At 69.2% G+C, this 19,963-nt stretch carries 17 protein-coding genes; 6 read left to right on the top strand and 11 right to left on the bottom strand.

Features of this window, described 5'->3' with window-relative positions:
- Positions 1 to 131: 131 nt before the first annotated feature.
- Positions 132 to 1,634, bottom strand: a complete 1,503-nt coding sequence (locus ABZ796_RS03310) for an LCP family protein (protein WP_357334616.1) — start codon at positions 1,632 to 1,634, stop codon at positions 132 to 134.
- A 113-nt stretch (positions 1,635 to 1,747) separates the two neighbouring features.
- On the opposite strand from ABZ796_RS03310, the gene ABZ796_RS03305 reads away from it, so the two are divergent.
- Together ABZ796_RS03305 and ABZ796_RS03300 are read left to right on the top strand one after the other, a co-directional pair.
- Positions 1,748 to 3,085: an LCP family protein gene (locus ABZ796_RS03305; protein WP_357334615.1), complete on the top strand. Its 1,338-nt coding sequence runs from the start codon at positions 1,748 to 1,750 to the stop codon at positions 3,083 to 3,085.
- A 129-nt stretch (positions 3,086 to 3,214) separates the two neighbouring features.
- The gene (locus ABZ796_RS03300; RefSeq protein ID WP_357334614.1) at positions 3,215 to 4,114 is read left to right on the top strand and encodes a crotonase/enoyl-CoA hydratase family protein; all 900 of its coding nucleotides are present in this window, start codon (positions 3,215 to 3,217) and stop codon (positions 4,112 to 4,114) included.
- A 152-nt stretch (positions 4,115 to 4,266) separates the two neighbouring features.
- Here ABZ796_RS03300 and ABZ796_RS03295 read toward each other — a convergent pair whose 3' ends face one another.
- Both ABZ796_RS03295 and ABZ796_RS03290 read right to left on the bottom strand, forming a co-directional pair.
- Positions 4,267 to 4,779 carry a gluconokinase gene (locus tag ABZ796_RS03295; RefSeq protein ID WP_357334612.1) on the bottom strand — a complete coding sequence of 171 codons (513 nt, stop codon included), beginning with the start codon at positions 4,777 to 4,779 and terminating at the stop codon, positions 4,267 to 4,269.
- Complete coding sequence (locus tag ABZ796_RS03290) at positions 4,779 to 5,519, bottom strand: dienelactone hydrolase family protein (RefSeq protein ID WP_357334610.1); 741 nt, start codon at positions 5,517 to 5,519, stop codon at positions 4,779 to 4,781. Before ABZ796_RS03290 ends, ABZ796_RS03295 begins: the two co-directional genes overlap by 1 nt.
- Positions 5,520 to 5,563: 44 nt before the next feature.
- On the opposite strand from ABZ796_RS03290, the gene ABZ796_RS03285 reads away from it, so the two are divergent.
- Positions 5,564 to 6,049: an SRPBCC family protein gene (locus ABZ796_RS03285; RefSeq protein WP_357334609.1), complete on the top strand. Its 486-nt coding sequence runs from the start codon at positions 5,564 to 5,566 to the stop codon at positions 6,047 to 6,049.
- Between the two features lie 283 nt (positions 6,050 to 6,332).
- Here ABZ796_RS03285 and ABZ796_RS03280 read toward each other — a convergent pair whose 3' ends face one another.
- From ABZ796_RS03280 to ABZ796_RS03260, 5 genes are all read right to left on the bottom strand, one after another.
- Positions 6,333 to 7,139 carry a 3'(2'),5'-bisphosphate nucleotidase CysQ gene (locus tag ABZ796_RS03280; RefSeq protein ID WP_357334607.1) on the bottom strand — a complete coding sequence of 269 codons (807 nt, stop codon included), beginning with the start codon at positions 7,137 to 7,139 and terminating at the stop codon, positions 6,333 to 6,335.
- Between the two features lie 10 nt (positions 7,140 to 7,149).
- A complete protein-coding gene (locus ABZ796_RS03275; RefSeq protein WP_357334605.1) occupies positions 7,150 to 9,204 on the bottom strand; it encodes a protein kinase in 2,055 nt (684 codons plus the stop codon).
- 102 nt (positions 9,205 to 9,306) lie between these two features.
- A complete protein-coding gene (locus tag ABZ796_RS03270) occupies positions 9,307 to 10,653 on the bottom strand; it encodes an exopolysaccharide biosynthesis polyprenyl glycosylphosphotransferase (protein WP_357334604.1) in 1,347 nt (448 codons plus the stop codon).
- Positions 10,654 to 10,793: 140 nt separating this feature from the next.
- Positions 10,794 to 11,486, bottom strand: coding sequence for a response regulator transcription factor (locus tag ABZ796_RS03265; protein ID WP_357334602.1), 693 nt, complete (start codon positions 11,484 to 11,486; stop codon positions 10,794 to 10,796).
- A complete protein-coding gene (locus tag ABZ796_RS03260; protein WP_357334601.1) occupies positions 11,467 to 12,306 on the bottom strand; it encodes a HAMP domain-containing sensor histidine kinase in 840 nt (279 codons plus the stop codon). The genes ABZ796_RS03265 and ABZ796_RS03260 overlap by 20 nt, the downstream gene beginning before the upstream one ends.
- Before the next feature lie 520 nt (positions 12,307 to 12,826).
- Here ABZ796_RS03260 and ABZ796_RS03255 point away from each other — a divergent pair.
- Positions 12,827 to 13,489 carry a LuxR C-terminal-related transcriptional regulator gene (locus ABZ796_RS03255; protein ID WP_357334600.1) on the top strand — a complete coding sequence of 221 codons (663 nt, stop codon included), beginning with the start codon at positions 12,827 to 12,829 and terminating at the stop codon, positions 13,487 to 13,489.
- On the opposite strand, the gene pth is transcribed toward ABZ796_RS03255, so the two are convergent.
- Entirely contained in the window at positions 13,479 to 14,075 is a 597-nt protein-coding gene (gene pth, locus ABZ796_RS03250) for an aminoacyl-tRNA hydrolase (protein WP_357334598.1), read from the bottom strand. The two genes, ABZ796_RS03255 and pth, sit on opposite strands and share 11 nt — an antisense overlap.
- Positions 14,076 to 14,086: 11 nt before the next feature.
- The gene (locus tag ABZ796_RS03245; protein WP_357334596.1) at positions 14,087 to 14,713 is read right to left on the bottom strand and encodes a 50S ribosomal protein L25/general stress protein Ctc; all 627 of its coding nucleotides are present in this window, start codon (positions 14,711 to 14,713) and stop codon (positions 14,087 to 14,089) included.
- A gap of 223 nt (positions 14,714 to 14,936) precedes the next feature.
- Here ABZ796_RS03245 and pepN point away from each other — a divergent pair, with 223 nt between their 5' ends.
- Positions 14,937 to 17,372, top strand: coding sequence for an aminopeptidase N (gene pepN, locus ABZ796_RS03240; RefSeq protein WP_357334594.1), 2,436 nt, complete (start codon positions 14,937 to 14,939; stop codon positions 17,370 to 17,372).
- Positions 17,373 to 17,420: 48 nt separating this feature from the next.
- Positions 17,421 to 18,434 carry an LCP family protein gene (locus tag ABZ796_RS03235; protein ID WP_357334593.1) on the top strand — a complete coding sequence of 338 codons (1,014 nt, stop codon included), beginning with the start codon at positions 17,421 to 17,423 and terminating at the stop codon, positions 18,432 to 18,434.
- 807 nt (positions 18,435 to 19,241) lie between these two features.
- On the opposite strand, the gene ABZ796_RS03230 is transcribed toward ABZ796_RS03235, so the two are convergent.
- Positions 19,242 to 19,963 (bottom strand): DUF222 domain-containing protein (locus ABZ796_RS03230; RefSeq protein ID WP_357334591.1); only part of this gene is annotated, 722 nt, incomplete at its 5' end.

The following is a 19,963-nucleotide window of genomic DNA, read 5'->3' as shown; positions in this document are numbered from 1 at the left end:
GCCGAGCCAGCTCTCCCCCTTCTGCGCGCGTTTGCGGCGCGGGGCCGCGCTGAGCACGGCGACCAGAGTCGCGTACGTGCCGTGTTGGTCTCGACACGCTCGCTGGCGCTCACGGCTCGACCGGCGACAGCTCAGCACGCCGAGGCGAGGTCGTCGGTCTCGTTGGCCTGGTAGCCCTTGTTGCGCGAACCCAGGGAACCGCCGGTGACGGGGCCGCCCTTGTCGGAGTCGCCGGAGGCCTTGGTCTTCGTCTCCGGGGCAGGCGCCTTGGTCTCGCCGTCGTCGCCGGTGCCGGGCGACTCGAAGACCTCCTCCTTCTTCGGGGTCGCCTTCTTCACCGCCTTGCGCACCTCGGCGTGGATGTCGGACATGTTCGGGTCGGCGGTGTTGACCAGCGGAGGCACCAGCGAGAGCGTCGAGATCTTCTGCGACTTCGCCTTCAGCGCGAGCGCCGAGAACCGCTCGATCTCGCTCGGGGGCACGCTCGTGGTGATGGTGGAGCCGGTCGCCTTCGCGACGTCCTGGTAGTGGCGTACGACGTCTGCGGGGCTGGTCTGCTGCAGGATCGCGTTCAGGACGCACTTCTGGCGGGCCATCCGGGAGTAGTCGTCGGAGTCGTGACGGGCCCGGGCGTACCAGAGGGTCTCCCAGCCGTCGAGCTTCTTCACCCCCGGCTGGATGTGGGTGTAGAACTTGTCGGAGGGCAGGCCGACCGGGATCGGCTGGCGTACGTTCAGGGTGACTCCCCCGATGGCGTCCACGATCTCCTGGAAGCCGTTGAGGTCGACGATCGCGTAGTAGCTGATCTGCAGATCGGTGATGCCCTCGACCGCGTCGACCGTGGCGGCCATGCCAGGGTGGTCCTCGTCCTTGTAGAGGTCCTTGTGGTCCTCGGCCCAGGTGCTCACGCCGTTGAGGTAGCAGCCGTCGCAGTCGAAGCCGCGCGGGAACTCCTCATCCATCGGGGAGCCGTCGTCGAAGGTGAAGTTCGCCATGTTGCGGGGCAGGCCGATGAGGACGGTGCGACCCGTGACCGCATCGATGGAGGCGACCGTGAGCGAGTCGGGACGCAGGCCCCAGCGGGTCTTGCCGCCGTCGGAGTCGGCACCTGCGAGCAGGATGTTGAAGCGGCCGTTGTGGGCCTCGGCGGCCTCGGCGCCGGCGAAGATCGCCTCGACCATGCCCTTGTGCACGCCGACCAGGTGGGCGCCGAAGATCAGGGTCGCGGCCACGGAGAAGGCCAGCGCGCCGTTGATCGCGACCACGATCCGGCGCTGCTTGAGGTCGAGCTCGAGCGGGCGGCCCAGGCGCCAGGCGTCGATGAAGAGCCCGGCCCAGGCGATGGCGCCGGCGATCAGGCCGATGCGGAACAGGCCCAGCAGCCACGGCGTCGTGCCGAGCCGGAAGATCAGGCCGTGCCACAGCAGGGAGATCCCGAAGACCAGTCCGGCGGTGACCGCGAGACCGATGACGGTCCAGATCGCGATCCGGCCGACGCGGCGGTTGCCGGCGACGAGCTGGGCGGAACCCGGCAAGAGCAGCGTGATCAGCAGCAGTGCCATCGCACGGCGGAACCGCACACGGGAGGCGCGCTCTGCGGCCGTACGCTGGGGCCGGTAGTTCTGGTCAGCCATCTCGGGTCCCTCGGAGGAAGAGTTTGCACCGCCAGTATCACTAGTCACACGAGTAACACGGTGGTGCGACGCGCCGACTAACTTTAGCGGCCCGGCACGGTACGTTTGAGCGCATGCCAAACCCCCGCAACCCTGGCAGCCCCAACGATCCCCGGTCGCAGCAGTACGGCTGGGCGTACGGCAGCGGCCAGTCTGCTCAGCCCTCGGGGCCCGAGCCAACCAACGTCATGCCCACCGTCCGGCGTCCGTCTGGCGGCGCGCCTCCCCCGGCGCCGCCGCGCGGCGGATACGACCGACCGCTGCCCCAGCCGGGGCAGATCGCGCCGACCCCTGATCAACAGGGCGGCTATGGCAACCAGGGCTACAACCAGGACTGGAGCCAGCCGAGCGAGTACGGCGGCGGCAACGGCGGCTACGGGGGTCCGGGCGATGGCTACGGAGGGGGTCGCGGGGGCCGCCAGCCGCGTCAGCCCAGACCCAAGAAGCGCCACCCGTTCCGGAAGTTCGTCGCGATCGTGATGATTCCGGTGCTGATCCTGGTCGGCGCGGTGGCCTGGATCGGCATCAGCGCCTGGAACAAGGTCGACAAGGTCCCCTACGAGCCGACCGCGGGCGAGCGGCCCGCGGACCAGCCCGGCACGACGTACCTCATCGTCGCCAGCGACTCCCGCGAGGGCCTGACCGCGGAGGAGAAGAAGAAGCTGCACACCGGCGACGCCGCCGGAAGCCGCACCGACACCATCAAGCTTCTGCACACGGGTGCCGGCAAGACGATCGTGGTCACCATCCCGCGGGACTCGCCGGTGGACATCCCCGGCCACGGCAACACCAAGATCAACGCAGCCTTCGCCTACGGCGGCCCCGAGCTGCTGACCCAGACGATCGAGCAGAACACGGGCGTACGCATCGACGGCTACGTCGAGATCGGCATGGGCGGCCTCGCCCGGCTGGTCGACGGTGTCGGCGGCGTCGAGATCTGCCCGAAGCAGAACATGAAGGACCCGCTCGCCGGGTTGGACATCGAGAAGGGTTGCCAGGACGCCGACGGCGCGACCGCTCTGGCCTATGCGCGCTCGCGTCACGTGGAGAGCACCGGCGACCTGGCGCGAGGCGTCAACCAGACCGAGGTCATCTCCGGCATCGGGAAGAAGATGACCAACCCGGCCACCGTGCTCAACCCGTTCAAGCTCGCGGAGATGGGCAAGGGTGCCGAGGGCGTCAAGGTCGGCAAGGGGATGAGCGTCATCGGTGGCGTGAAGTTCGCCTGGGCCTTCAAGGCTCTCGCCGGCGGCTCCGCGATGACCTGCGGTGTCCCGATCGTGGGCATGAGCACCCAGTGGGACCGGGAGCGTGCCCTGACGATGTTCGGCCACATCAAGGAGGACACGGTCGACGACATCCCCGCCGACCTCTGCACCCCGACCGGCCTGCCGAAGAGCGTCACCGGCTGACCCTCAGAGCATCCACCGCCGAGTCGGCTCGTCATGACGAGCCGACTCGGCGGCGTTTTCGGTCAGAACGAGCCGACTCGGCGAGATGGGGGTCTCGACAAGCTCGACCACCGGTGCAGACTGTGACCCATGGCTTACGAGACCCTGACCTTCGACGTGGACGCCGATGGCATCGCGCTCCTGACCCTCAACCGCCCCGACGCGCTCAACTCGTTCACGGTGACGATGGCGCGCGAGCTCGAGGAGGTCTTCACCACCGATGCGATGGCCGACGAGGTGCGCGCGGTGATCGTGACCGGCGCCGGGCGGGCGTTCTGCGCCGGGATGGACCTCTCCGCCTCCGGGAACGTCTTCGGCCTCGACGAGTCGCTGCAACCGACGCCGGAGAGACTCGCCGAGCACCTCGCCGACCCGGCCAACCACCCCGAGTACGCCGAGGGCGTACGCGACACCGGCGGCAAGGTCACCCTCGCGATCCACGCGCTCCCCAAGCCGGTGATCGCTGCGGTCAACGGCCCGGCGGTCGGGATCGGCGCCACGATGCTGTGCGCGATGGACGCGCGGCTGGCCTCCTCGAAGGCGAAGATCGGCTTCGTCTTCGGCAAGCTCGGCATCGTCCCCGAGGCCTGCTCGTCCTACTTCCTGCCGCGCGTTGTGGGTGTCCCCCGGGCTCTGGAGTGGCTCTACACCGCGGAGATCCTCGACCCCGACCAGGCCCTCGACGGCGGTCTGGTCCGCAGCATCCACCTGCCCGACGAGCTGCTGCCCGCCGCCTTCGAGCTGGCCCGGAGGTTCACCCAGAACCGGTCGCCGGTCGGCACCGCGCTCGTCCGCCAGCTGATCACCCGCAACGCCTCCGCCCGCCATCCGCTCGAGGCCCATCTGTCCGACTCGCTGGCGATGTTCTACGCCTCGATCGGCGACGGCAAGGAGGGAGTCGCCGCGTTCCTGGAGAAGCGGGCGCCGGAGTTCACCTCGAAGGCGTCCGAGGTTCCGGACGTGTTCTACTCGACACATTTTACGGGCTGACCTGCAGCGATAGCCGAAGACCCCCTGTTCTGCGGCAGCATCCTGGGCTACGGTCGAATGTGGGCCCGCCCGCTGGTCCCTCACCCGGGCGTGGCCGCGGCCGGCACGCAGTGCCCAACCCGAGATGGGCGCGTGTCGGCCGCCTCTCGGTGCTACTCGGCCCCGTCCTGGGCACCGATCCGGCCCGCGTACTCCTCGACGATCGCGTCGACCGGCTGGTTGACGTCGAGGACCATCCCGGCCTCGTCCGACTCGAGCGGCTCGAGCGTCCTGAACTGGCTGTCCAAGAGCGTGGCCGGCATGAAGTGGCCGGGGCGGCTCGCCTGTCGCCTCGCGATCACCTCGCGAGTGCCCTCAAGATGGAGGAAGATCACCTCCGGGTAGTGCCGGCGGAGCTGGTCGCGGTACTTCCGCTTCAGCGCCGAACAGCTCATCACGCCACCGCGCTCGGCGTGCTGAGCGAGCCACTCCCCGACCGCCTCGAGCCAGGGGTAGCGGTCATCGTCGTCGAGCGCGATCCCAGCAGTCATCTTCTCGATGTTCGCCCGCGGATGCAGGTCGTCGGCATCCTCGAACGGCACCCGCAGCCGCCCGGCGATCGCCGCCCCGATGGTCGACTTCCCCGAGCCGGAGACTCCCATCACGACAAGTACGGGTTTCGCCATCACGCCATCGTACGGGCGTAGAGCGCCTCGAGATCGGTGAAGTGTCGATGAGTCCCCGCCTCCTGGTAGGAGGACGTGTCCGCCATCGTGTAGCCGTGCGGGGCATCGGGGTAGATGAGGTTGGTGTAGATCACCCCGGCATCGTCGAGCGCGATGCTGAGGTCGGCGACGTTCTCCGGCGTCATGGAACGGTCGTGGTCGGCGTGCCCGAAGTAGTACTCCGCCCTCGTCCCGGCGATGCAGGAGTGCGGCGAGGCCGCGTCCGTGGTGACCAGCCCGCCGCCATGGAAGCCACCGACCGCGACGAACTCGTCGGGGAACCGGCCCGCGGTCCGCACCGCGATCCGGGCTCCCATGCAGTAGCCGTGGGTGGCGAGCGGGCCGGTGACGTACGTCCGGAGGGCTTCGACGTACGCCGGGATGTCGGCGTTGAGCCGATCGACGCTCAGGGCCCGGACCCGGGGCATCGCACCGTCCGCGAAGAACGCATCCCTCGCCGCGGGGTCCCGAAGGTCGGTGGTCGGTGCGAGCTCCGCCACGCTGCCGTCGCGGTAGAACACATTGGGCGCGAGCACGAGATAGCCCCAGGAGGCGACCCGCTCGACCATCTCGGCCAGCCGCGGCCGGAGGCCGATGGCATCCATGTAGACGAGTACACCGCCCTTCGGTGCGCTCTCGGGCCGGGCCAGATAGGCCTCGGCGGTGCCGTCCGATGTCTCGATATCGATCTGTTCGACCACGGGCCTCACGCTACCGGCAGGCAGGTGGTGCCATGCTCGTCCTCATGACCCAGCATCCAGAGGCAGTGCACCTCGAATCCTCCCGCGCGATCCCGGTCGCGTACGAAACCGCCCTCGCCCGCGTCCTCCCGGCGCCGCTGCCGGAGATCTTCGGTCGCCGGTACGCCGCGATCGGCCCGATCGCCGAGGTCCGCGACCAAGCCGGCGGCTGGGACACCGCCGGCGAGACCCGAACGATCGTCCTCGCCGACGGCGCGACGCTGCGCGAGACCCTGACCAGCATCGACGCGCCCTCGTCGTTCTCCTACGAGATCACGCCGCTCTCCGGCCCGCTCAAGCTCCTGGTCGGTCAGGTCGCCGGGCGCTGGTCCTTCGCCCCGGCCGGTACGGGCACGCGGGTCACTTGGTCCTGGGACGTCACCCCCACCTCTGGTGTCGCCGCGTTCGCTATGCCTGTGTTCGGGTGGATGTGGAAGGGGTATGCGCGGCAGAGTCTTGAGTCGCTCGAGGAGCTGTTGGTCGGCGCCTGAGCGTCTTCTTGCACGTCGGTTGGGGTCTGAGGGTGAACGAATTTTCGTTCACCCCGCGCAACGGCTCCTGCCGAGGAGTGATGGTGCCGCGGCCACACCCGGGCCGCCGCCCCGATAGCCAGCCAAATCTTTTCTCGACGTGGTCCGGTGTCAAGGAGCGCCGCAGGCGACCGGCGAAGCCGGCGGCCGAAGGCCGTCCTTTACTCCGGGGCACGGCGAGAAGACCCTCGAAGAACGGGTCGGCGGCCCGCAGCCGCACGAAAATCAGTCGCGAACGAGGGGTCTACTCCACCCCGTTGCGCTTGATGAAGGAGAGGATCTGCTCGGACAGCTCCGGCCGACACACGATCACGTCGGGCAGATAGACGTCGTCCTGGTTGTAGCGCAGCGGCGAGCCGTCGATCCGGGAGGTGAACAGGCCGGCCGCGGCGGCGACCGCCACGGGGGCGGCGGAGTCCCACTCGAACTGCCCGCCGGCGTGCACGTACGCGTCGGAGATGTCGCGCACGACCGACATCATCTTCACCCCGGCCGACCCCATCGGCACCAGCTCAGCGCCGAGCTCCTCGGCCAGCGCCTCGACGAATGCGGGCGGGCGGCTGCGGGAGACGGCGATCCGGGGACGGGTCGAGGTCGAGGGCGGCACGACGGGAGCGGCACCGGTGTGGAAGGTGCTCTGCATGGAGGCGTCGGCCAGCGCCGGCTGCGCGACCGCACCGGCGATCAGTTCACCGCCGTTGGAGGAGGCCCACAGCGCCACGTGCACCGCCCAGTCGTCGCGCGGCGGCTCGGAGAACTCGCGGGTGCCGTCGAGCGGGTCGATGATCCAGACCCGCTCCTTCGTGAGCCGCTCCTTGGAGTCCTTGCCCTCCTCGGACAGGACGGCGTCCTCCGGGCGGTAGGTGGCGACGAGCTCCATCAGCAGCTCGTGGGCCGCCAGGTCACCGGCGTCCTTGAGCTCCTTGCCCTCCAGGCCGGAGGTGGCACGCACCTCGAGCAGCCGCCGCCCGGCGGTCTCGGCCAGCCAGGCGGCCAGCAGGTGGTCGGAGGCAACGGTCTCGGGCGTGGGCACACCTGGTTCGAAGGTCACCCGCGGCACTCTAGCGAGGTGCTCGCCGAGTCCGATAAAGGCCCAGGCCGAGCCCGATCGCGGCGGCCAGCGCCACCCCGGTCAGCACCGCGCGCAGGACCAGCCCGGTCTTGGCACGCTCGTGCTCGTCGGTGACGACGTCAGCCATGGTCTCGGCCGACTTCAGGACCACCTGCAGGAGGCTCTGGATGTACTCGACCGCACCGTCGGACCAGGTGCGGACGATCGGTTCGCCCTTCGAAGCCGCCTTCAGCTCCGTGGCGACGCCGTCGATGCTGCCCTTGGCGGCGACGTCTCGGACCGTACGCTGCACCATCATCGCGCCCGACCCCTTGTCGAAGGTGCCGTCGGAGACCCGGTCGAGCTCGGCCTGCAGGTCGGGTGCGGCGCCCGAGTAGAACGCCGAGGATGCCTTCACCCAGGAGGCCTCCGCGTCGGTGAGGTCCTTGACCGACTTCGTGCCGATCTCGTTCTCGGACAGCGCGACGACCATGAGCTCCCGCTCGATGCTGAACGCCTCCGCCGCCTTCGTCAGGTTGCTGAGGTTGCGGATCCGGTCGCCGTTCTGGTCATCCTCCAGCTCGGGCACCTGAGCCGCGAGCATCAGCAGATTGCTGGCCAGACCGGTGTAGACCTCGCGAGCGGCGTCCTGGCTGGCCCGGTCGCCCTCCTGCATCTCGACCCGGTAGAGCTCGAAGTCGTCGAGCACCTCGCTGATGTCGTGATGGAGCGTCCGCAGCTCGGCGTCACCGTCGACGTCGATATCGGCGACGGCCGTCTGCCACTCTTCGGCCGCCAGGTCGGTGGTGTGCAGGTAGGTGGAGCGTACGTTGACCGGAGCCTGCGCGACGGGCTGCAGCGCGTCGCGTTCGAAGATCACGTCGACGGCGAGCTCGATGCTCTCCGGGAGCGCCTCGCTGAGCGCGGCCCCCCGGGCCGTCTCCGAGGTGCCCCGGAAGGAGGCGAAGGTCGCCAAGCCACCGACCGCGACACCGACCAGGGCCACCGCCAGCAGGATGCTGAGCGTCCGGTTGGCCCCGGAGGGCCTCGCCGCCCGGGACCCGCCGGTCGGGAAGGACCCGCTGGACCCGATCTGCGCGAACGCCCCCGACGACCCGGTTGCCCCGGTCGACCCGGTGGGCCTTGCCGCGGGGAACGATCCGCTCCCCCTGAAGGCCTCGTAGGCACCGGAGGTGCTGATCGGACCCGAAGCGTGCGTCGTACGCTGCCTGGGCACCTGCGCGTCGAAGACCGGCAGCGGGCCCGAGCCGGTGAGCACCGCGACGACGTCGTGCGCGGTCGGCCGCTGCTCGGGGGTCTTGGCCATCATCATCGCGACCAGGTCGTCGATGATCTTCGGCACCTGGACCACACCGCTGACCCGCGGGATGGGTGCGGTGGCGTGCTGGTAGACCATCGTCGCCGGTGCGCCGCCGGAATAGGGGGTGCGCCCGGTGAGCATCTCGTAGAAGACGCAGCCCAGGGAGTAGATGTCGCTCGGCGGACCGACCTCCCCACCCGAGCCACGCTCGGGCGAGAGGTAGCCGAGGCTTCCGACCACATCGTGGGTGGAGGTCAGCCGCTGGTCGCCCAGCCGGGCGAGCTGGGCGATGCCGAAGTCGACGATCCTGATCCGGCGGTCGCTGTCGTAGACGAGGTTGGACGGCTTGATGTCGCGATGGACGATCCCCTGGGCGTGGACCGCGGCGAGCGTGCGCGCGGCCTGGACGATGACCTCACCGGCATCCCGGGCCATCAACGGACCGTGCGAGCGCAGGCGTTCGCCGAGGTCGGGGCCGGTCAGGAGCTCCATGACGAGGAAGGCCATCGGCCCGTTGCCGGTGCGCTCGATCCCGGCGTCATGGATCTGCACGGTGCCGGAGTGGCTGGCGGCCGCGGTGGAGAGCGACTCCCGCCGGAACCGCTCGATCATCGTCGGGTCTGCCGACGTCCGCACGACCTTGACCGCGACCCAGCGCTGCAGGGTGAGGTCCATGGCCTGCCATACCTCGCCCATGCCGCCCCGCCCGATCAGGCGGTGCAGCTCGTAACGGCCGGCAATCATGGGGTGGGGGGAGGTTTGCATGGGGGACGTTCCCGTCGAGGATCCAGTTGTTCGTACGTGTTGGGTTGCTCACATAACGGCCGGGAGTTTAGGCGACACTCACTAGTAGGCGCCAGAGCCACGCACAACAGCTTTGACTGTACGAACGACGATTCCGAAGTCCCGCAGCAGCGTCCAGTTGTCCACGTAGTCCAGGTCCAGGCGGACCGTGTCCTCCCAGGAGAGGTCCGATCGCCCCGAGACCTGCCACAGCCCGGTCAGACCGGGTGCAACCGCGAGTCGGCGATGGCCGTCCCGATCGTACATCGCCACCTCGCTCGGCAGGCCCGGCCGCGGCCCGACCAGCGACATCTGGCCCAGCACGATATTGAGAAGTTGAGGCAGCTCGTCGAGGGAGTACTTCCGCAGCACCCGCCCCACCCGGGTCACCCGCGGGTCCGCACGGAGCTTGAAGAGGACGTGTCCGGGCCGGTGGTCGAGCGTGCGCAGCAGCGACTCGGCGTCGACGACCATGGTGCGGAACTTCCAGATGCGGAACTGCTTCCCGTTGCGGCCGACGCGCACCTGCCGGAAGAAGACCGGCCCCGGGGAGTCGAGCTTGATCACGACCGCCATGACGGCGAAGACCGGGAGGAGGACGGTGACGGCGGCCGCCGCGGCCAGCCACTCCCACACGTACTTGGCCACCCGGGTCAGCCGAGCCCGCAGGGCCTCGTCGACGTAGAGAAGGGTCATCGAGCCCAGCCGCATCGAGGACGTACGCTGCGGGGTCACGTCCTGCATCCGGGTGCTGACCAGCAGCGGCAGACCGAAGGACTCGCTCGTCCAGGCCAGCCGCTGGATCTCGCGGCCGGCCAGGTCGGGCCCGGGAACCACCAGCACGGCGTCGGGCGCGACCGACGCGATCGCACCGGAGAGCCCATCGGCGCGGCAGACCGCGGCCGCCTCCATCAGGCCACCGGAGAGCCGGTGGGTCCACTCCGGGATCACCCCGTGGTCATGGGCCGCCTCCACGACGACGACACGTAGCGGGGTGCGCGGCCGGGAGCTGAAGATGTAGCCCACCACCCGGAATGCGAGCGCGGTGATCAGTCCGAGGATGGTCTGCACGACCAGCTGCGCCTGCGGAAGCTCGACCACCGCACCCAGCAGCCAGGTCGCCATGCTCATCGCCATGAACGCCTTGAAGACCCCCGAGACGGTCGCGCGCAGACGCTCGGCGCCGGGCAGGATCTTCGGCGCGGTGATCCTGGTGGCCAGCCCCCAGAGCAGACCCCACACCAGCGCGTGGACGATCTCCTGGCCCACGATCAGCGGCGCGAGGAAGATCAGTGCGAGACCATCGACCATCGAGGCCTGCAACCGAAGGGAGGGTGCCTTGGCGGACACCCTCCGGCGGTAGATGTCCAGCGGGACCGCTGTCTCCACCGCCGCCAGCTCTATCGTCATCCATCTCCCCCATAGCTGCTGGGCGCCCGAACGCTACTTCATGCCTGAACAATGCGGGATGAAAGCGGTCGTTGGGGGCCGATAGGGGTGCGGTTAGACCAAATGAGGGAACCGGAACCCACTGGTCCAGACCAGTCGGATCACTCCAGCGACTGCGGGGACCGCCAGCCGAGGCGATGGGCGAGACCTACGGCGGCGATCTGGGAGGTGACCTGGAGCTTGGCGAGGATGGACTTCACCTGGGTGCGCACCGTCGCCTCCGAGACGACGCCGATGACGGCGATCTCGTGGACGGTCCGGCCCAGCATCAGGTGGCCGAGGACCTGCGACTCGCGCTTGGTGAGCTGCTCGATGCGGCGGCTCAGCTCGGAAACCTCGTGCTGGCGCTCGAACCAGACCCGGATCAGCCGCTCGCGGTCGCTCACCGCGAGCACACAGGCGCCCTGGTAGAGCCGCCTGACGGTGCCGAGGATCTCGCCGAGCGGGCGGGACTTGGACAGCACCGTGCGGGCACCGTTGCGCAGCGCCTGGCCCCAGCGGGCCTCCTCGATCGCACCGGTCACGACGACCACGTCGACGCCGGCCTTGGCCAACGGCTCGATGAGGCGTACGCCGTCGCCGTAGCGACCCAGGTCGAGGTCGAGGAGCACGACCTTCGGCTTGTTGCGGAGCACGACGGAGACCATCGTGGCGGTGGAGACGGGCTCGCTGGGCATCGGGATGCGGCGCACGTCGTATCCCTCCATCGAGACGGCGAGCTCGAGCGACTCGGCGAAGAGGACGTGGTCCTCGACGATCACGACTCGATACTGGCTACGCGGCGACAACGTCATCGGAGACGCCTTCCTGCTCTGCTTCGATCGTGGCGCGCGGGATCACGGCGCTGGGAAGAGTGACCACGAAGGTTGTACGTTCCACGGCGGCGAGGCGGAGCGAGCCGCCCATCCGCTCGGCGACGGTGCGGGCCTCGTTGAGCCCGATCCCCTGGCCGGCCGAGTCAGGCCCCCGGACACCCCACTCGAAGATCCGCTCACGCACCTCGGGGTCGACCCCGGGGCCGTCGTCGGAGACCTCGATCATGACCAGGTGACCGGACCCGCCCGGCTCGTGCCGGACGGTGACGTCGACAGCGCCGGAGCCGTGCTTGGCGGCGTTGTCGAGAAGAATGTTGACGATCTCCGCTGCCGCGTCCGAGCTGCCGACGGCGAGCGCGTTGCTCGGCTCGTGGACGATCGTGGCGCCGCTGGCCTCGTGGGCCAGGGCGAGGTTGTGGATCACCGAGTCGACGTCGATCACCCCGGTGTCGACCGGCATCGTGTCGGCGCCGTTGCGATGCGCACGGACCAGACGCTCCAGGCGCCTGAGCTCATTGCCCATCATGGTCATCATCGCGACGCGACGCTCCGGGTCGAGCGTCTCGGAGTTGCACAGCAGCTCGCTGGCCGAGCGAACGCCGGCGAGCGTCGAGGTCACCTCGTGCATCCGGGCTCGGTGGAGACGCTGGGTCTCACGCGCGCTGAGCAGGTCGTGGTAGATCTCGTCGGCCGCCTTCGCCTCTGCCGCGCACACGCGCCGGTAGATGCGAACCGCACCCAGCAGGAGGGCCGCAGCGGCCGCGAGCGAGCTGGCGATGACGATGGCCGGCAGAAGCACCCAGTGGAGTGCTCCGTGAGAGTTGAAGGAGACCCATGGCCCCTGAAGGACGGCGATCAGAAAGCTCTGGACGCCGATGAAGACTGCGGTGGTCGTTGCGTAAGCGGTGGTTAGCCAACCCGAGTTGATCCGCGTGAAAATGGACATAGACATACTGCTCCCCAGGTCGGGTCGGCCAGTGAGGTATGTGTCCGAGACGGGCCGTGTCCAGGCCCTGCTCCCCCAGCCCGAGCTTGTCGGGCCGTCCCAATTTGAAATGTTGGACCGAAACCTTCGCTGAAGGCAACGTAATCAGCACCGTATCGCCAGGGGAGTGCATTTCGGGCCAATACCGAGAATTGAGGAGCCATAGAATTACGAGGTCGTCCACAAACTACATTGCGGGACACGTTGTCCCAGGTCATCCCCAAACTTGGGGCACTGTAGAACAGGTTCCCGATCTCCGCCTGCGCCCACCCAGAATATCCATACCCCCAGGGAGATCTGACGGGACCCAAGACGACCGAACGGCGCGGCAGACATGGCAGGCTCGACCGTACGACTCAGGGTCGCCGTCTCGGCGGACGAGACGATGACCCTCGATGCCGTGACGGTCACACTCGACGAGCGTGGCATCACGGTGACGGCGACCGCGCCCACCTCCGCGCAACCCGACGAGCTGCTGGGTGGCGATCCCTCGGCCTGGCTGATGGTCACCGACCTCGACGGCTGGACCCATCTCAGCGAAGTATGTGACCTGATCCGCGGCGTACGTCTGCCCGGGGTGGTGCTGACCACCGCGCCGCACGGGGGTCTCTGGGGTGCCCTGCTCGAGGCCGGCGCGGTCGCGGTGCTCTCCGCCGACTCGGACTCGGACTCGATCGAGGGCACGTTGCGCGACGCGGCGGAGGGACGCCACGGGCACACTCCGGGAGAGGCCGAGGGCCTGGTCGCGCAGTGGCACCTGATGCGGGACGGACGTGAGCGGATGCACCGCCTCGTCCGCTCGCTGACCGTACGCGAGCACGACGTGCTCGAGCTGCTCTACGACGGGGCCACCGTCGCCGAGATCGCGGCCCGCTTCGGCGTGGCCCAGACGACGGTGCGGACCCAGGTGAAGTCGATCCTGCGGAAGTTCGGGGTCGGTTCCCAGCTGGCCGCGGTCGCTGCGTACGACCGGTATCTGCGGCCGCCTAGGAGTTGAACCGCTGCTGGGTCTTCTCCAGACCCTCGGTGATCAGCGTCTCGATCGCGTCCGCGGCGGTGTCGACCACGAACGGCAGCACCTTGCGCTCGGTGCTGGAGAAGTTGGAGAGCACGAAGTCGTGCACCTCCTGGCGCCCGGGCGGGCGGCCGATGCCGACGCGCACCCGGTAGAAGTCGCCGGTGCCCAAGGAGGACCGCATCGACTTGAGGCCGTTGTGGCCGTTGTCGCCACCGCCCAGCTTGACCCGCATCGTGTCGAAGGCGATGTCGAGCTCGTCGTGGATGGCGATCACATGGTCGGGCTGGACCTTGTAGAAGGTCGCGAGCGCCTTGACCGGCCCGCCGGACTCGTTCATGTAGGTCCGGGCACGGGCGAGGACGACGCGTGGGCCGGGCAGCCCCGGAGTCGCCCCCGGGAGCCGCCCTTCCACGACGTCAGCACGGCCGGACTTGTGGGCACGCCACTTGCCGCCCAGCCGCTTGGCCAGCTCGTCGGTGACGAGGTAGCCGATGTTGTGACGGTGCCCGGCGTACGTCGGCCCAGGATTGCCCAGGCCGACGACCAGCCAGACGCCGTCGGTCATCGAGTCCGAGGTCACTCGGCGTCGGCGGCCTCAGCGGCCTCGGCAGCCTCAGCGGTCTCGCCCTCGGCGGCCTCGTCGGCGACGGGCTCCTCGATGGTGCGGGCCTCGGTGATGTTGACGACCAGGGTCTCCGGGTCGGTCACGAGGGTGGTGCCCTTGGGCAGCTCGACCTGGCCGGCCAGGATCTGGGTGCCGATCTCGAGACCCTCGATGCTGACCTCGATGCTCTCGGGCACGTGGGTGGCCTCGGCCTCGACGGTCAGGGTGTTGGTGTCGGTGACGACCATGGTGCCGGAGGCGGCGTCGCCCACGACGTTGATGACGATGTCGACGGTGACCTTCTCGCCCGCGCGCACGGCGACGAAGTCGACGTGCTCGATGACACGGCGGACGTCGTCGACCTGGACCTGCTTGGTCAGGGCGAGCTGCTTCTTGCCCTCGATGTCCAGCTCCAGCAGCGCGTTGGCACCGTGGTTCTTGAGCGCCATCATGGTGGCGTGGCCCGGCAGGCTCAGGTGGATCGGGTCGGCGCCGTGGCCGTAGACGACCGCCGGAATCTTGTTCTCACGGCGGATGCGGCGAGCGGCACCCTTGCCGAACTCGGTGCGCTTCTCGGCGACGATCTTCTCGCTGGACATGCGTTGAACTCCTCGATGAGTGGTGCTGACGTCAATGGCGCCCGGCAGGTCCAACGAAGGCCGTGCGACGAAGGCACGGCGTCTCTTCGAAGAGACGTCCACCTTGTCGATCACGGAGCGCGAGGCGCTCCCTCGCCGAGGCAACTGCCACAGACTATCCCCGGGTCACGCTCACAGCGAAATGCGCGCGCGTGCTGACCTGCGAGGACGTACGTTGGAGGTCGTGTCCCTCACACTCGACGAGGCCCGCACACGGGCCGGCGTGCTCAGCTCCGTCTCCTACTCCCTCGATCTCGACCTCACCGGTCCCGAGACTTTTCGGAGCCACGCCCGGGTCCGGTTCCGTTCCACGGTCACCGAGACGTTCCTGGACCTGAAGGGCGCGCTCTCGATCTCGCTGGTCGTCAACGGACTGGCCGTCGACGGGGAGGCGGTCGAGGCCGCGTACGACGGTGGGCGCGTGGGCCTGAGCGGCCTGTCGACCGAAGCGGTCAACGAGGTGGAGGTGACCGCGACCCTGCCCTATACGACCGACGGCGACGGGATGCACACGTTCACCGACCCCGTCGACGGGTCGCGCTACGCGTCCGCCTACCTGGGCATGGACAACGCCTCGAAGGTCTTCGCCTGCTTCGACCAGAACGATCTCAAGGCGCCGTTCGCGGTCGCGGTCACCGCCGATCCGGCAGACACGGTCCTCGCCAACGGCGCCGTCGTCTCGTACGACGCCGGCCGCTGGGCCTTCGCCACCACTCCCCCGATCCCGCCGGCGCTGCTGGTCGTCGCCGCCGGCCCGTGGCACTCGGTGCGCTGGACCGGAGTGTTCGACTCCGGCGTGAGCCTCGACTTCGGCTGGCATGCCCGGCGGTCGCTGGCGGCCGAGCTGGACCGTGACGCGGAGGAGCTGCGACGTACGTCCGAGGCGTGCTTCGCCCACTACGCCGACCTCATCGACGAGCCTTATCCCTTCGACTCCTACGACCAGGTCTTCGTGCCCGGGCTCAACTGGGGCGCGCAGGAGATGCCGGGATGCGTGACCTACCGCGACGAGCTGTTGCCGCGCGGCGCGATCACCGACACCCAGCGAGCGATCCGCGCGGTGATCATCGCCCACGAGATGTCGCACATGTGGTTCGGCGACTCGATGACGATGACCTGGTGGGAGGACACCTGGCTGCAGGAGTCGTTCGCCGACTACATGGGCTACCGGGTCGCGGAGGCGGGCGCCGGCTTCTCGGACCTGCGGGTCGAGGTGGAGATCGGGAGCAAACCGTGGGGCTACCGCTCCGACGCGCGTCGCTCGACCCACCCGGTGGCGCCGCTGGCCGTCGACGTACCCGACGTGGACACCGCCGCCACCATCTTCGACGGCATCTCCTACGCCAAGGGCGGGGCCTGCCTGGTGCAGCTCGCCTTCTGGCTCGGGGACGAGGAGTTCATGACCGGGGTCAACCGTCACCTGACCCGCTTCCGCTTCGCCAACGCGACGCTGGCCGACTTCGTCGAGTCGCTCGCGGCGAGCTCGCCGAAGGACGTACGCGGGTGGGTGGATGCCTGGCTGCGGCGACCCGGGTTCGACACGGTGTCCGTGCGGCGCGACGGGGACGTCCCAGTGCTGGAGCGCGAAGGAAGCCGGCCGCACGCGTTCACCGTCGCCGGCTACGACTCCTCGCTGCGGCTGGTCGGGCGCAAACGGGTCGAGCTGGGCGCCGAGCCGGTGCCGCTGCCGGAGTTCGCCGGGCTCGTCGTCGTACCCAACGCCGGCGGCGAGACCTTCGCCGCGCTCCGCCTCGACCCGGGGTCGTGGGAGGCCCTCTCCGACGGGCTCTCCCGGCTCGAGGACCCGCTCGTACGTGCCGTGCTCTGGTCCGCCACCGCCCTCCGGGTGCGCTCGCGTGAGCTCTCGGCCGACGACTACCTCGACCTGGTCGAGAACCACCTGCCCGCAGAGACCCGGGCCGACATCATCGAGGGTGTGCTCGCCGAGGCCCGGTCGGTGGTGATCCCGCACCGGGTGCCGGCCTCGCGCGCGGCGGGAGCGGTGGCACGGGTCGCCGCCGCGGCCGCCGCGGGCCTGGCGGCTTCCGCCGACGACGAGCAACGGGCCCTGGCCTGGGCAACGGCCCTGGCCGCGACCAGCGCGGACGCCGAGCTGCTGCGCGGCTGGCTGGACGCCGACAAGGTCGGGATCACCATCCCGCTGCTGCCGACCACACGCTGGGCGGCGATCGTACGTCTCGCCTCGCTCGGCGAGGCGGACGCGCGCTTCATCGCGACCGAGCGCGACCGGGACGGCACCGCCGAAGGAGACCTCGGGGCGCTTCGCGCCCTCGCCGCCCGTCCCTCGACCAGCGCGAAGGACGCGGCCTGGGAGGCGATGCTCGCGCCCGGCGTGGACAACCGTCGCTTCGGGGCGCTGGCATCGGGGATGTGGATCGCCGAGCAGGCGCATCTGCTGCGTCCCTACGTCACCGCCTATCTCGCCGAGGCGCCCGCCCTGGCGACTCGAGGTCAGGCCTTCGCCATCGAGATCGGGCGCGCCTTCCCCCGGATCGCCCTCGATGCCGGTCAGCTCGATGCGCTGCGCGCGGCCCTGACCGAGGAGGTGCCCACGATCCTGCGGCGCTCCTGGGAGGACCACCTCGACGACCGTGAGTAGCGACCACTAGCCTCTAGGCGCCCTCGACCCCCACCACTGAGGACGGCCATGAAGAAGTCGCGCATCTGGCTCGGCATCGGGATCGCATTCGTCGTGCTCGTCGGCGCCGTCACCGGCACCGGCTGGTACCTCGCCCACCGGCTCGACCGCCAGGTCCGGACCGTCGACGTCTTCGCCGGCCTCGAGGAGCGTCCCGAGGCGGCCGGCGAGGCTGCGGGAGCCCTGAACATCCTGCTCCTCGGCACCGACGGGCGCACCGGCGGCGAGGCCACCACCGGCAGCGAGGCCACGGCATCGTGGACGCCTGGTGAGCAGCGGGCCGACACGATGATGCTGCTCCACCTCAGCGCGGACCGCCGCTCGGCCTCGGTCGTCTCGATCCCACGGGACTCGTGGGTGCGGATCCCCGGCCACGGCAAGGCCAAGGTCAACGCCGCCTTCTCCCAGGGTGGGCCGAGGCTCAGCGTCCAGACGGTCGAGAAGCTCACCGGCGTACGCATCGACCATGTCGCCTGGGTCGACTGGGCCGGCTTCGAGGAGATCGGCGATCTCCTCGGCGGCGTCGAGGTCTACATCCCCGAGACCGTCCACGACTCGGCACGCCACCGCACCTGGACCAAGGGCACCCACCTCCTCAGCGGCGAGGAAGCCCTCCTCTACGTACGCCAGCGCTACGGCCTCCCCGGCGGCGACCTGGACCGCGTGAAGCGCCAACAGTACGTCCTGCGCTCCATCCTCCGCGGCCTGCGGCAGAGCGTCGACCCGAAGAACCCCAAGAAGGCCTACGACCTCCTCGACATCATCACCCGCCACCTCACCGTCGACTCCGGCTTCTCCGGCAGCGACCTCCGCGGCCTCGCCCTCGACCTCGCCCGCATCCCCTCCGAGGACCTGACCTTCTTCACCGCCCCCGTTGCGGGCCTGGGCAGGGAGGGTGCGCAGAGCGTCGTCCATCTCGACAAGCGTCAGGGACGGCAGCTCTGGGCGGCCGTTCGCGAGGACGAGGTCGAGACGTGGCTGGCTCAGAATCCTGAGATCGTGACGGGCAAGACCGTGAACTGAGGCTCGTTGGCCTGATGACCGCCGGCATGGCGGTCCTCTTCGACAAGCTCAGGGCATCTCTCGGCGCCGGGCGTTGTCGAGGATTGTGGGGCGGTCGCTCAGTTGATGAGAAGCGGGTTCTGCTGGGTTGGGGTCTCTCGTTGGGCCGGTGGCCGCCGACCCGTTATGGAGGGTGTTCTCGACGGTTCCCGGAGTCAAGGCGATGTATCGAGCTTGTCGAGATGACGGCCTGCGGCCGCCGGCTTCGCCGGTCGCCTTCGGCGATCCTGGACACCGGGCTCCGCCGAGAATTTTGGCTGGTTATCGGGTCGGCGGCGGGGGTTTGGCGCGGAGTTCCTTGGGTTGGGCACGGGCTTGGGATTCCACGGCCGGTGGTTCCCTAGGGGTGCCGTATTCGCGGTGCTTTTACTAGCCGATGACACCTTGTGAACGGTTCACAAGCACTGCGGTCAGTTCGGGCGCCGATGACGACCTCGGCAGGCCGGAAGGTGCTGCCTCAACCGGTTTCTGGCTACGGCGGCCTTAGACCGCAGGCCGAGCAGACGAACCGAGCCGACGAGCAGAGTGGCCAAGCAGAAGGGGTGGGGCGGCGGTTGGGCGATACACGGTGCACCAGTGAGACCACCAGACCCAGCGCTAGCTCGATCTGCCCTACCCACCGGGTGATGACAGGGCCACGTCAGCAACTGGACGGGAGTGGGCACAGCCACAACAGCGCGCGAGGACACCTATCAGCGAGCCTCGTGTGGTGGGTTCGCCGGCACACCGACACGGCGACCCGAACTGGTCCCGGATCAGCCCGTCCGGTCAGCCGGTTCGGGCACCCCGAGTGAATCGGATCCGCCCATCGGGGAGGCGCTCATGGGTGTAGTTGGTGTCGTGGATGCGGCGATGATCGCTCGGACACAACAACACCATGTTCGCGAGGTTGGTTCGGCCGCCTTCGGACCAGGGTTGGAGGTGGTGGGCTTCGGTCCAGGCAGCGGGTGCGTCGCAGTCTTCGGCCTGGCAGCCTTTGTCGCGCAGTCGCAGGGCTCGGTGTTGGATCGGGTGGGCCAGGCGGGCGGTGCGGCCGAGGTCGAGGATCTCGGAGTCGGTGCCGAGGACGACTGGGACGAGGTCGGCGTTGCAGGCCATCCGCCGGGCTTCGGCGGCGGTGATCTGGTCGCCGTCGAACCCGAGGGCGGCGGTGCCGAGGTCCTTGCGGAGGTCCTCGATGCTCATGGTGATGAACACCGTGGTCGCATGGCCACCGTGCCTGGGGAGCTGGTCGACGTCGTAGGTCTCGATCACTCGGGCGAACGCCTGGCCCAGGAGCCGGTCGTAGGGGGCCTTGCGGCCCCGGTTCTCCACGGTCAGCTTCCGGGGTTGGGCGAGCGAGTCCAGGATGGTGCGCAGTCGCATCCCGACGGCACGGGAGACCCTTGCGTGGAGGTCGATGGTGCCGTCGCCGTTGTCGCGGGTGGAGAAGAAGGTGCGCCGTTGGGCGTGTTCTTCCTCGCGCTGCAGGGCTTTGGCTTCGGCGGCGT

It is taken from the genome of Nocardioides sp. NPDC047086 (assembly GCF_040643685.1).
Classification (GTDB): Bacteria; Actinomycetota; Actinomycetes; order Propionibacteriales; family Nocardioidaceae; genus Nocardioides.
The sequence above is the reverse complement of the archived record's forward strand: the minus strand, read 5'-3'. Positions and strand labels throughout refer to the sequence as shown.

Coding starts and splice junctions, on each gene's coding strand:
- ABZ796_RS03310 (WP_357334616.1), bottom strand. CDS start 1,634: ATGGCTGACCAGAACTACCGGCCCCAGCGTACGGCCGCAGAGCGCGCC.
- ABZ796_RS03305 (WP_357334615.1), top strand. CDS start 1,748: ATGCCAAACCCCCGCAACCCTGGCAGCCCCAACGATCCCCGGTCGCAG.
- ABZ796_RS03300 (WP_357334614.1), top strand. CDS start 3,215: ATGGCTTACGAGACCCTGACCTTCGACGTGGACGCCGATGGCATCGCG.
- ABZ796_RS03295 (WP_357334612.1), bottom strand. CDS start 4,779: ATGGCGAAACCCGTACTTGTCGTGATGGGAGTCTCCGGCTCGGGGAAG.
- ABZ796_RS03285 (WP_357334609.1), top strand. CDS start 5,564: ATGACCCAGCATCCAGAGGCAGTGCACCTCGAATCCTCCCGCGCGATC.
- ABZ796_RS03275 (WP_357334605.1), bottom strand. CDS start 9,204: ATGATTGCCGGCCGTTACGAGCTGCACCGCCTGATCGGGCGGGGCGGC.
- ABZ796_RS03270 (WP_357334604.1), bottom strand. CDS start 10,653: ATGACGATAGAGCTGGCGGCGGTGGAGACAGCGGTCCCGCTGGACATC.
- ABZ796_RS03265 (WP_357334602.1), bottom strand. CDS start 11,486: ATGACGTTGTCGCCGCGTAGCCAGTATCGAGTCGTGATCGTCGAGGAC.
- ABZ796_RS03255 (WP_357334600.1), top strand. CDS start 12,827: ATGGCAGGCTCGACCGTACGACTCAGGGTCGCCGTCTCGGCGGACGAG.
- pth (WP_357334598.1), bottom strand. CDS start 14,075: ATGACCGACGGCGTCTGGCTGGTCGTCGGCCTGGGCAATCCTGGGCCG.
- ABZ796_RS03245 (WP_357334596.1), bottom strand. CDS start 14,713: ATGTCCAGCGAGAAGATCGTCGCCGAGAAGCGCACCGAGTTCGGCAAG.
- ABZ796_RS03235 (WP_357334593.1), top strand. CDS start 17,421: ATGAAGAAGTCGCGCATCTGGCTCGGCATCGGGATCGCATTCGTCGTG.